The organism is Sulfitobacter sp. G5_S2_6_S6 (assembly GCF_054968505.1).
This window is the reverse complement of sequence record NZ_JBQKUI010000016.1, coordinates 18,094-30,036: the sequence shown is the minus strand read 5'-3', so window position 1 is coordinate 30,036 and position 11,943 is coordinate 18,094. Positions and strand designations below refer to the sequence as shown.

Annotated in this window: 11 protein-coding genes and 1 pseudogene; 4 read left to right on the top strand and 8 right to left on the bottom strand. The window is 56.5% G+C overall.

From position 1 onward, the window contains the following. A pseudogene (locus ACTRWK_RS17140) lies at window positions 1-94 on the bottom strand (IS66 family transposase); the annotation flags it as partial. Between the two features lie 206 nt (window positions 95-300). Next, window positions 301-1,917 carry a BCCT family transporter gene (locus ACTRWK_RS17135; protein ID WP_289084315.1) on the bottom strand — a complete coding sequence of 539 codons (1,617 nt, stop codon included), beginning with the start codon at window positions 1,915-1,917 and terminating at the stop codon, window positions 301-303. Between the two features lie 156 nt (window positions 1,918-2,073). On the opposite strand from ACTRWK_RS17135, the gene ACTRWK_RS17130 reads away from it, so the two are divergent. Next, window positions 2,074-2,751 carry an SOS response-associated peptidase gene (locus tag ACTRWK_RS17130; RefSeq protein ID WP_289082235.1) on the top strand — a complete coding sequence of 226 codons (678 nt, stop codon included), beginning with the start codon at window positions 2,074-2,076 and terminating at the stop codon, window positions 2,749-2,751. Between the two features lie 6 nt (window positions 2,752-2,757). Here ACTRWK_RS17130 and ACTRWK_RS17125 read toward each other — a convergent pair whose 3' ends face one another. The 6 genes from ACTRWK_RS17125 to ACTRWK_RS17100 all read right to left on the bottom strand — a co-directional run bounded on the left by ACTRWK_RS17125 (window position 2,758) and on the right by ACTRWK_RS17100 (window position 7,196). Further along, the gene (locus tag ACTRWK_RS17125; protein ID WP_289082236.1) at window positions 2,758-3,555 is read right to left on the bottom strand and encodes a hypothetical protein; all 798 of its coding nucleotides are present in this window, start codon (window positions 3,553-3,555) and stop codon (window positions 2,758-2,760) included. Window positions 3,556-3,664: 109 nt separating this feature from the next. Further along, a complete protein-coding gene (locus ACTRWK_RS17120) occupies window positions 3,665-4,093 on the bottom strand; it encodes a hypothetical protein (protein ID WP_289082237.1) in 429 nt (142 codons plus the stop codon). Between the two features lie 126 nt (window positions 4,094-4,219). Continuing rightward, the gene (locus ACTRWK_RS17115) at window positions 4,220-5,401 is read right to left on the bottom strand and encodes a DNA cytosine methyltransferase (protein ID WP_289084314.1); all 1,182 of its coding nucleotides are present in this window, start codon (window positions 5,399-5,401) and stop codon (window positions 4,220-4,222) included. Continuing rightward, window positions 5,388-5,654, bottom strand: coding sequence for a hypothetical protein (locus ACTRWK_RS17110; RefSeq protein WP_289084313.1), 267 nt, complete (start codon window positions 5,652-5,654; stop codon window positions 5,388-5,390). The genes ACTRWK_RS17115 and ACTRWK_RS17110 overlap by 14 nt, the downstream gene beginning before the upstream one ends. Then, complete coding sequence (locus ACTRWK_RS17105; protein WP_289084312.1) at window positions 5,647-6,180, bottom strand: hypothetical protein; 534 nt, start codon at window positions 6,178-6,180, stop codon at window positions 5,647-5,649. The genes ACTRWK_RS17110 and ACTRWK_RS17105 overlap by 8 nt, the downstream gene beginning before the upstream one ends. Beyond that, window positions 6,177-7,196, bottom strand: coding sequence for a helix-turn-helix domain-containing protein (locus tag ACTRWK_RS17100; RefSeq protein ID WP_289084311.1), 1,020 nt, complete (start codon window positions 7,194-7,196; stop codon window positions 6,177-6,179). The genes ACTRWK_RS17105 and ACTRWK_RS17100 overlap by 4 nt, the downstream gene beginning before the upstream one ends. Window positions 7,197-8,410: 1,214 nt before the next feature. Here ACTRWK_RS17100 and repA point away from each other — a divergent pair. The 3 genes from repA (at window position 8,411) to repC (ending at window position 11,831) form a co-directional block, all read left to right on the top strand. Then, a complete protein-coding gene (gene repA / locus ACTRWK_RS17095; protein WP_340246029.1) occupies window positions 8,411-9,586 on the top strand; it encodes a plasmid partitioning protein RepA in 1,176 nt (391 codons plus the stop codon). Further along, window positions 9,586-10,551: a plasmid partitioning protein RepB gene (gene repB / locus ACTRWK_RS17090; RefSeq protein WP_462844090.1), complete on the top strand. Its 966-nt coding sequence runs from the start codon at window positions 9,586-9,588 to the stop codon at window positions 10,549-10,551. The genes repA and repB overlap by 1 nt, the downstream gene beginning before the upstream one ends. Window positions 10,552-10,727: 176 nt before the next feature. Beyond that, window positions 10,728-11,831: a plasmid replication protein RepC gene (gene repC / locus ACTRWK_RS17085; protein WP_289084309.1), complete on the top strand. Its 1,104-nt coding sequence runs from the start codon at window positions 10,728-10,730 to the stop codon at window positions 11,829-11,831. The last annotated feature ends 112 nt before the right edge of the window (window positions 11,832-11,943 follow it).

Sequence of the window (11,943 nt, the reverse complement as noted above, 5' to 3'; positions counted from 1 at the left end):
GCAGGTCAATTCCAATCGGGCGCAGGGCGCGTTCAGCGGGATTGTTGTCGATGGCCACACGCCCGTCAGACAGAAACAGGCTGAAAGCATCCTGCGGTAATCTCCCCTTTTGTAATGGACTCAGCCGTAGAATTCTGGCAGCTGTTTTCAGTTTCATCGCGGGTGTAATTCCGCCGATGTTCATATTGAGTGCAGACACAAAACAAAATAAGACTGTCGTGATGATAGCGCTGACAGCCGACAGCTTCGGCGTGCGAGGAATGCTGAACGATGACCTCTTAGCCCCGCCGGTGGCATATCTCACGCCCGCGGTTCGCTGCGCAGGCCCTTGTAGATCGTGTAACACATCACCAGCATCAAGATGCTGAACGGCACGCCGGTAGCCGTGACTCCTGCTTGCAGCGCCGACAGCCCGCCGCCGATCAGCAGGACGATGGCGATCAGCCCTTCGACCACACACCAGAAAATCCGCTGCGGCACCGGCGCGTCGATCTTGCCGCCTGCGGTAATCGTATCCACCACCAGCGAGCCGGAATCCGAGGATGTCACAAAGAACACCAGCGCCAGCACGATCGCGATGGTCGATGCGGTCTTGGTGAACGGCAGCTCGTTCAACATGCCAAAGAGGCTGAGTTCGGGCGAATAGCTGTCGATGACGTTTGCCTTGACCAGCGAAGTCTCGGGGGAGGTCAGGATCTGGTCGATGGCGATGCCGCCAAAGACCCCCATCCAGACAAAGATGATCAACGACGGGATCAGCAAGACGCAGACAATAAACTCCCGCACCGTGCGCCCTTTGGAGACACGCGCGATGAACATGCCGACGAAAGGTGCCCAAGAGACCCACCAGGCCCAGTAAAACGCCGTCCACCCCTCGCGGTAGGCATCATCCGTGCGGCCAAAGGGGTTCGATAGCGGGATCAGCTCTTGCGTATAGGCAATCAGGCCAGTCCAGAAACCGCTGAGGCCGATCAGCGTCGGGCCTGCAAAAAGCACGAAGAGGAAGAACAGGATCGCGACGCCCATATTAACCTCGGACAGCACCTTCACCCCGCCGTCCAACCCGCGCCAGACCGAGATCAGGGCCACAGCCGTGACCAGAATGATGATGATCACCTGAACATTCGTCGAAATCTCGAGCCCGAAGGCAAAGTTGAAGCCCGCATTCGCCTGCTGCGCCCCAAGACCCAGCGAGGTTGCCAAGCCGAACAGCGTCGCAAAGACCGCCAGAATATCGATGATATGGCCGGACCAACCCCAGACCCGTTCGCCCAAAATTGGGTAGAAACAGGACCGGATCGAGAACGGCAGACCCTTGTTATAGGTGAACAGCGCCAAGGCCAGCGCCATGATCGCATAGACCGCCCAACCGTGCAGACCCCAGTGATAGAAGGTCGCGGCCAGCCCCATGGCGCGGGCAGCCTCTACATTCTCGGCAATGATCGACCCGTCCGCGCCAATGGGCGACGGCACTCCAAGCGGGCCCGAGACGTTCATATGATAGACCGGTTCCAGCACGCCAAAGAACAAAAGCCCGATCCCCATACCGGCGGCGAAAAGCATCGCGAACCACGCAGGGTAGGAATATTCCGGCACCGCATCCTCGCCCCCCAAACGCACTTTGGACATGGGCAGAAAAATCAGCACGATGCAGAAGATGACAAAGAAGTTCACGATAATCATGAACATCCAGTCGAGCTTGGTGGTGGCGAAATTACGCACCGCGAGGAAGACCGCGCCCGCTTGATCGGGAAAGATCATCGTCAGCAGCACAAAAACCACCGAGGTGATCCCCGAGATTACGAAAACGGGGTTGTGAATGTCAAAGCCGATGGGGCCAAGGCTGCCGTCGATATTGTCCTGACCTACCTCGAAATCAGTCTCTATCTCGCCGTTTTCTGACGTGGGGTCGGTCATGCTCTCTCCATTCCTATGGCTTATTGTTGGTCTCTAATGCGCGTAAACGTGCGTGTCCCTAGGGTTGAACTAGATCGCCTTACGGGAATGTCCTGCATAATTTGTGGTATGGGTAGAACGCCCACGCCCCTCACAGCCGGAAACGGAGCGCCGAAAATGTGTAACCTCTACGCGAATACCCTCGCCCCGACCCTCATGCGGCAGCTGTTCAAAGTGCGTGCCGAAAATGACCAACTGGGTAATGCAGAGCCGCTGACCGCGATCTTCCCCAAGGGCACGGCCCCCATCGTGGCGCTGGACGGCGATGGCAACCGCGTGCTGCGCAACACGCATTGGGGTTTCGTGCTGCCGCAAACCTCCAAGAAAACCGGCAAGCCGATCCAGCCCAAGGCGGTGAACAATGCGCGGGATGATAAGCTGCGCAGCTCGCCCTTCTGGAAGGCCAGTTTTACCGAACGCCGCTGCCTCATCCCCGCGTCCAGCTTTTGCGAGGCGAAGGGGCGCAATCCGGCGACCTTTGTCTGGTTTGGCGTGAGCGGCAACACCCCGCGCCCGCCCTTCGCCCTCGCCGGGATCTGGCGCAGCTTTGCGGGCGACTACGGAACGGAGTATCGCGAGCTCACCACATCCTCGATGATCACGACCACGCCGAATGAACTGGTGAAGGACACCCACCCCGACCGAATGCCCGCGATCCTGGCACCTGAGGATTACGAGGCTTGGCTGACCGCACCGGCTGAGGACGCCTTCCGCCTTATTAGACCCTATCCCGCGGGAAAAATGGTGATCCACCAGCAGGGCGAAGATCTGAAATCCGATCACGGCGGGATATAGGCCCGCTTACCCCTCTTCGGGGCGCAGCGTGTAGCCCTTGGCCCAGTCTGCAAATGTCTCGTCGAACTGATCCTGCGGCACATGCTCCAACCCCGGCATCTCGCGCAGCAGAATATCGAGGTTGCGCCGATCCTGCGCCGACATCTCCGGATGCTCTCTCAGCTGCGCCAGCTTCTGCGGCAGACGCCGTTCTTCGCGCACGGTACTGAAATAGAGCGCATAGGGAATGGCTTTGATCTGTGCCACCAACGTGGCGAGTTGCGGCAGCAGGATCTGGCTGAACTGCGCTGTACCCGGTGGATGCACATCCGACAGCGCCAGAATGGCCCGCCCGGTGGAGACTGCTTGGGTCGTGGAGTAGACGAAAGAGACGGATAACGTCAGCACCACCATCCCCGACACACCGATCAGCGTCGCCACCACGCCCCATAGCGCCCCGCTGCTCTCATAAGTGCCGCCGCCCAGTGTCGACAGCAAGTGCCCGGCATAGATCGCTTTCTCCAAGATGCTGGCTGACGCGCCCGAGCTTTGCGAAACCACCGACCCCGCCTGCCCCGACAGGATCAAAGTCCAGCTCAAACACATCAAGATGATCCACGCCGCCCCGATGCTGACCACCACAAGCGGGCCGCAAACACGATGCACCCAATTCTGTTTCGGCAAACAACAGATAAGGCAAAACGTCCCCCGTGCCACCCGTGGCGCGAGCGGACCATTGGCCCCCACCCCCAGCGTCGACATGACAACATCTGCCGTCACCACCAGCAATAAACAGATGCCAAGGATCGCTGATATCATCGCCATGCTCCCTCATCTTCAGGCCGGGCGGCCTCATACGAAATGGCAGCCCGATCCGCATCAGGCTGCCACAAGTTGTTTCAGATTGCGCAGGTTAACCGCCTGCTCACCAAAATCACGCCGCCGCGCGGTCAGGCGTGAGCCCGCCCAGCTTTTCGCTCAGCCCCTCATACTGCTGCGTCAGGAACTGCAGCTCCGCATCCCCCGCGGCATAGGGCTCGATCGCGCGGTCATAGGCGTCCAGCACATCCGCCTCGTATTTGCGCACCTGCGCCTCGACCCCGTCAGGCCCCTCGATCCCGGCCGAGGTCCAGTCCAGCGCTGAATAGACCCGATCCGGCGCTTCAAGCGCGCTCGTCTCAACACCAGCGTCCGAAAGATACTTCTCGACCTGAGCAATATTCTCCTTACGCATGACTGTAATCTCGCTCACCAGATCCTTACCCGCGCCATCGTCGAGGCCCTCCAACGCCGTTTCATAAGCCGCCTGCGTCCCGCTCAGCACCCGCCAAAGCTCACTCATCGCGTCATTCTTGGTCTGCATACTCACACCTTTAGCTATGATTAATGGGAAGCTTCACCGGTGTGGAAGTGACCGGTAAAGCGTTGATATCGCGATCATTATTTCCGAAGAATTAACACGTGCTGCGGGGATTGGTTCCGGTGAGTTTTAACGGAACTGGGGGATTTTTGCCTGTGAAGCGAAAGGCGAAGAAACAGTCCCATGTTTCCAAGGACTTTCGCCTGCAACTATCGGCTCCAACAACCATTTCGCAAGGTAACGCACCACCGGCACGGCAACCCCGTCGCCGGTCAGCTGATACGCCTCCAACGCCTTTTCGGGCAGCACATAGCTGTCACGCAACCCCATAAGCCGCGCCGTTTCACGCGGCGACATCACGCGCGATCGGATCGCCTCGGGCAACAATACAAGCAGATGCTGAAGAGAGGACCCACCGCCCGGCGTGCGAAGACACCCCGCCAGATCGTCAAAGCGCACCTCAGCCCGCTGAAACTTTTGCCCCTCCTCAACCCGCGTGCGTTTGTATATCGTGCCGATCACCATACCACCCTGCCCTTTGGCCAAAGCCACCTTTTGCAGATGCGTCTCGTTCATCATCAGCAGCAGCCGGTTGGTCTTCAGCGGCGTATCCCAATTGTCAGCTGGCAATCCCGTGTCAATAATATCGGCAAGCTGCAAAACGCGCGGCGCAGGGGTCGGCATTGCCCACCAGCGCCAGCGTTTTTGCAGCCACTGCGGCAACCGTTGGTACGCCGTAACAATCGCCGGAGGATGCCACCGGCTCTGCGGGCCCGAAGCGACCACGTCATCAGGCGGCATTATCCCTTGCCGGACCGCAATGATGAACAGACGCGGACGCGACTGCGGCAGAAAATCCGCAGCATCCATCACCACGGCCCCCAGATCATAGCCCAGCTCCGCGACCGCCTGGCAAAGAGCTGTGAAGTCCGCCCCGCCGTTTGCGCTGAGCGTGCCCAACACATTCTCCAACACGATCAAGGGCGGCGCCCGCCCCTGATCCTTGAGGTCATGCAGCACCCCGATCAAAGACCAGAAGCTCCCCGACCGTTGCCCAGCAAGCCCCGCACCCGCACCGGCGACCGAGAGATCCTGGCAGGGGAAAGACCCCCAAACCAGATCCGGCACATCGGGAAAGTCGGCAGAGGTCAGCGCCGCAATATCCGCCAAAACAAGCGCGTCCCCACCCCAGTTGCGCCGATAGATACGCGCTTTCTGAGGCGAGACATCATTGGCAAAGAGACACCGCCAATGCGCACCTAACCCCGCCCGTACCATCCCGCCGCCGGCGAAGAATTCATAGAAGGTCATTAATCGCCTCCCTGACCTGCTTGTTCAGGCGACGGTTTTCTTCAAACAGCGTGGTATAGAACGCGCTGCGCAAACCGTGGCTATAGCGCCCGTTTCCTGCGCCCTTAGGTGCGCCACCACGCGCACCATGCATGCGGCAGACCGAGAAACCCTTCACAGCCGGTGCCCGACAAGGTTGCCCGGAACGCTTACTTGTCGCCGAGCAACGCGGAGCGTTATGCGCGCTTTGCATGGGGTTGATGTCATTATTCATTGCGATCCCCCCCGCGGTGGATGTCGCCAACGATGGCCTGCCCACCATCGCTGACGTTCACACGCTCGATCCGTACCGTTTGGTTTGCAGCGGAGCGGTATTTCTTCAAAGTGCGAACAAGCTCGGCAGCCGTTCGCATCGAATTGTTGATGGCCTTCAGCAAGGCCATCTGCGTCGCCAAATCGATGTTACTGTTGAAACGCATTGAAAGCTTGGAAATGGCCAGATGGATCGACCCCAGCTGTTGCACCAACATCGCCTCAACCGCCGATTTGGGCTCTTCCTCCGCCCATAGTGCGGTCATAAACTGGCGAAACTCTTTCGCATCCGGGCCGAGAGCTTGCATGGCTGACATCAACAACCCAGTGCCAGCCGCGTTTGTCTTTGTCCCACAAAGATCACGCAGCATTTCCGGAGCTGGCGCGCCGCCTAAAAAGTTATCACCGTTGTTTGAATCGAAGGTCGGAAACGCGCGTACATTGGGCATCTTTGGATCGCGGTCATGAGGCTTGAGTTTGTTGGTCATGCCATGACCTCCCCGACGAATTTAGATACGATATCCACTGGGATACCCGTCTTCATCACCGCGTCGCGAACAGCCTGTATCGCTTCCGGATATTGAGATGCGGACTTCGGCGAGCGCAATTGCCAATCCTTTAGCCCATGGTCAAAAGCGATCTCGCGAAGTATCCGTCCCATCAAAATATGGTGTTTATCAGCGGTTGCGGAAGCTGAAACAGATCGCATCCGACTATCGGAATTATCAAACCCCCCTTGTTGAAGCTTATCGAGGTTTTTCAACAGATATTTGGCATTGTTGGTAAACTTTTTGCCTGGAAGGCGCCCGCAAAGATAATCAGAGTTTGCTGCTCGCTCTAAAGCAGTCAACCAGCCATCTAGTCCGTCAAAGGTTACTAGACGCTCCAGCAACATGGCGTTGACCGCTGAGCTTTGCGATGGGTAATTCAACCAGCCGTGTAATTTCGCGACAGAATTGTATGCAGCAATTGCCCGTTCAAAATCCTTTTGTGCGATATCCCCTGCTGTCTTGATCCGTCGAACAACATCGCTCTTAGTATTATTATTACTTATTCCTTTACTATACTGTACCCGACTGTCGGGGGTCGAAGCACCCTGCAGCTGTGTATCAAGGCTGTGAACCTCGTTCCACAGACACGCGTCTGAAGGTCTGTGGGGGCACGATTTAGTGTAACGTGTCTCCTGCAGTTCGCTATTCGTTGCCGTATACGCATCAGGTAAGTCATCTAGCTTAGCTATGTCGATTTCATATAAATTTGAAACTCGGCCTGACGACAAAGTCTTGCGACCAACCTTGGAAATCAGGCCTGACTGTTTCAGTTTTCCCATAGCTACATCGACTGTCGATGGGCTGAACCCAGTAGCGCCTGCAATTTTAGAGATTGGCGGCCAAATATTCTTACCGTCGTCGTTCGCAACTTCGGCTAGATACAAGAAAACGTTCTTGATGGTGGATGAATCTAACGTCTTCAATCGCGTCTTGCGCACCAGTTTATAGGACATTTTTTTCCCCCTCTACCATAGTCTCGCCTTGCACTCGAACCCACCAGAGTGTGGCGAAGCTACAGCCGGATTGAAGGAGCCATTGGTTATCACTCGCTAGGTTTCCCGATGGATGGCGCTGGATGTCTAACCGATACATAAAGCCTCTCATTTTAACCTCTCAAAGACTAATTAACTATATGAAATTACTATGTTTTATCGGATACAAAAAGAGATTTTAGAAATTGGACAAATGGCCAATTTCTCCAGAAACCCTAAACTCAACACTGATTGAGTTACTCGTATGCAGGCACCCATTTTCATTGAGTTTCTTGCGGCGAGAACTTCGGTAGTTGTGGGACCGAAGCAACCTAGCTGTTGCTACGGAATCGGACAAATGGCCAATTTTTCAACTATTACGAGTGATTCGAAAATTGTCGAAAATGTCCGTTAGAACCCACCAACCGACAGGAGTATCGCGACTACACAGCCTCAACATTGCCATATGGCAACTTGGTTATGCGAGGCTTCTATTGGGATCCCTGTCGACGCGATGGGGTGGATTACTGTGTCGACGGCAGCGGGTGCGCGTATCTCCATAGACAAGCGCGGACAATACCCGAACAACGGCTTCGATGAGCGCCTCAGGACAGGAAGTGCCATTGAGAACTGGCTAGGCTCCAATAACCGCAGGCTTAGACGTTCCGCGCTCAAGCGACGCCCACTGGACGGCGCATATTCGTGCAGTATGCAAAATCAAAACGGCATGAGCGCTAAACCCTCTATGCCCTACAAAGCCTGCATACCTATTGAATTTGGCCCACTCCAGACAAAGCCCAGCGCAAATGTACTCAGGGAAGTTCGGGGGGAATTTAGAGACCCTGCTATACCAATCCAAGACTGACGCCTGGCAGTTACAAGCGAGTACCATTTGAGTACAAAAGATTCGTTTGCCGACCGCGTCTACTCTTGCAAGTTGTTAAGATCTATAAACGTGCGGCCCACATCGCAGCTATGCAGTTGAGCCGACACTTGGACGGCGTTCGTCGGAATAGTTACAGTATTTCAACGCCCTGGCGCAAATCTGGCCTCCCCCCACCCCACTCCCACATCATCTAGCCTCACCCCCAACCGGCGGTTGTTTCAAGAATCTGTTGCGCTGGCAGATGTTTCGACGTTAAGTAACGGAAACAAATGCGCTACCGAAGAAAAGCGTTACTGAGAGCGAGGGCGATGTGACAGGCACCGTACACATCAATACACGGATCCGCCAGAATGCGGAGACCTTGGCTGCGGCCTTGGAAGGGCACATGCACAAGATCTTTGCGCCCGATGCGCGCAAGGAGCTACGCTTGTTTTCCGCAGGCGAAGCGGCGGAGCTTTTGGGTATCTCGACAAGCTTTCTGCGCAAGCTGCATTTTGACGATAAGGCCCCAGAAGTCCACACTTCGCCCGGTGGCCGTAGACACTATTCTGCCGATGATCTGCTTGAGCTGCGGCGCATCCTTGAAGCCAATGCCAAGACCCGCGGTGCCTACCAGCGCGGGCGACGTGAGGGCGACAAGCTGCAGGTTTTGTCGTTCCTAAATTTTAAGGGTGGCAGCGGCAAGACCACGAGCGCGGTCCATTCTGCGCAGCGTTTGGCCCTGAAAGGCTACCGCGTACTGTGCGTCGATATCGACCCGCAAGCATCTCTAACCACCCTGTTTGGCTATCGTCCAGAGTATGATTTTCTGAATTCTGGCACGATCTACGACGCGATCCGGTATGATGATCCGGTCGCGCTGGAAGACGTTATCCAAAAGACCTATTTCACCGGGATCGACCTCGCCCCCGGTGGGCTGATGCTGCAAGAATTCGAGCATGAGACACCGCAAGCGTTGATCAACCATGCGCAGCCGCCGTTCTTTGCACGGCTGGCAACGGCGCTTCGCGATGTCGAACAGAACTACGATGTGGTGATCTTCGATTGTCCGCCGCAACTCGGGTATCTGACGATGGCCGCGCTATGCGCGTCGACAGGGGTTTTGATCACCGTCGTGCCAAACATGCTCGACGTCGCGTCGATGTCGCAGTTTTTGCAGATGAGCGCGGATCTCCTCGACGTTGTCTCGAATGCTGGCGCGAGCATGGAGTTTGATTTCATGCGCTTCCTGATTAACCGCTATGAACCTAATGACGGGCCGCAACAGCAGGTGCTCGCTTTCTTGCGGCAGCTTTTCGACGACGAGGTCATGGTCGCGCCCATGCTGAAATCCACTGCGATTTCCGACGCAGGACTGACCCACCAGACGATTTACGAGGTTGATCGCGCCCAGTTCCACCGCAACACCTATGACCGTGCGCTCGATTCACTAAATCTGGTTAACGATGAAATTGAATCCATGATTCAGAAAGCATGGGGGCGTTAATGGCACGTAAAGGTATTCTTTCATCCGAGACAAAGGCCCCTGCCCCACCGCAGGAACGGCCGACACCGAAACCATCGACGGCGCCGCGCGGTGCGGTTGGCGCGTTGCAATCCTCGCTAACGCGGCTGCAAGAGAACGCGGTTCAGGATCTTGATGCCAGCCTGATCGATATGGCGGGCGTCGAAGACCGCTTGGGCGTTGATGATGAATCGCAACGTAAACTGGAAGAGAGCCTGCGGACCTACGGCCAACAAGTGCCGGTGCTTGTCCGCCCTCACCCCTCACAATCCGGACGGTTCGAAATTGTTTATGGCCGGCGCCGGCTGAAGGCGCTGAAAGCGATTGGCGTGCCGGTCAAAGCGATGGTCCGCCATCTGGATGATCATGCTTTGGTGATGGCCCAAGGTCAGGAAAACACCGCACGGCAGGATCTGTCGTTTGTGGAAAAGGCGAGCTTTGCAGCACAGCTGGACGCGAGCGGGCATGACCGGCAGACAATCGCGGATGCGCTGACGATCGACCTGCCCATGGTGAGCCGGATGCTCAAGGTCGGGAATGCCTTTGATCTGACATTCCTGCGCAAGATCGGCTCAGCCCCCAGCATTGGGCGGGATCGCTGGCTGACACTGTCGAAGCTTGTACAAGACCCAGATGCCAAATCCCGCGCGCAAGAGGCCACCACCGTCGATACCTTCAGCGACCTGACCTCGGACGAACGCTTCGAGAGCATCTTTAAGGCCGCGAACAACAAACCAACCCCCAAGGCCCCTGCCCCAGCAGCCACCGAAGCGCGCACACTGCGCAACCAGGACGGCAAAGCCTTGGCCGAAGTGCGGCGCACACCGCGTGGGGTAACCCTGAACATATCCGCTCGAACGGCCGGAGGGTTCGACAAATGGCTCGACACCCACGCCGAAGAGCTGATGAGAGAGATTCACGACCGCTGGCGACAGTCCAAGGCGTGAGACATTGAGGAAGTAACAACAGGAGGCACAACCGGACCATAAAAAAAGCCCCCCAGGATAAATCCCGGAAGGCCATTCTCAAACTTTGCACCTTCGAGATAGCCCTAAAGATTTACCTCTGTCAACTCCGCCCCCTCGGGTGGAGCGGGTATTTTATTGTCTTTCGTGAAAATTTGATGGGAAAAGCGTTCCGAACTCTCGTCGGGCGGCCAGTAGACGACCGCGCAGCAAACCCCTGCGGGCCGGATAAATGGCAGCTGCTCGACCAGCTCACACAGGCGGCGGAGACCTACGAGCTGTCGCACCGGACACTTACCGTGTTGCAGGCGTTGCTGACCTTCCTGCCCACGCGCCACATTCCTTCGGGGCCTGCGGGCATTGTCTTTGCCTCGAACCAGCGGCTGTCTGAACGGTTGCATGGGATGCCCGAGAGCACGTTGCGACGTCATCTGGCACGGCTGCTGCGCGCGGGAATTGTCAGCCGTCACGACAGCCCCAACCGCAAGCGCTTTGCCCATAGCCGCGGGGGGGAGATCACCGCAGCGTTCGGTTTCGATCTGTCACCCATGGTGCATCAGGCGGACGCTATCAGTCTTGCTGCTGTAGAGGCACAGGCCCGGCAGGAAGAGCTGCTGACTTTGCGTGACGAGGTTCTGATGCTGCGTACAATGCTCATGCAGGAAACTGGTCACGAAGAGCAACTTGCTGAGGTCGCAAAGTTGCTTCGCCGCAAAGCGGAAAAGACAGAGCTATGTGAGATGGCAGCAGCTCTAAAGAACCTGTTGAAAACGGATCTTGAGCAAGTTTCAAAGACAGAAGAAGTGAGCACCGCTTACGCCCAAAATGAGCGGCACATACAGGATACAGATATAATCCAATTTGACTCTGAAGGGCAGGGGACGTGTACTCCCGAAAGGTCACAACCAGTCGAAAGCAACGAAGCTGAGAAAGACCAAAGCGTGTCTCTCGGTCAGGTTCTCAGTACATGCAAAGAGCATCAGTCCTTCTTCCGAGAACCCCTGCGCAACTGGGCTGACGTTGAGAGCATCTCTGACAAGATCGCGCCTATGCTCGGGATCGACCAACCCGTGATGATCGACGCCAAGCGCATTATGGGCAGGGAGGCTGCTGCAGTCACCATCCTATGTATGCTCGAGAAAGCCAGCGCTATCCGCAGCCCAGGCGCATACCTTCGCCGGCTGACACAAATGGCGAGGGATGGGGCGTTTTCGTTGAAACCGATGGTAATGGCACTCGCAAATCGGGAAATTGTCAGCTGACAATTTTTAATATCTTTGGATTACAGTGCCTTATGACTACACTAAGCTGCAAATTACCAGCTTTAAGCCGATTGGCTGGCGGTGCGCGCATCAACGAATCTGCATCGCAGAC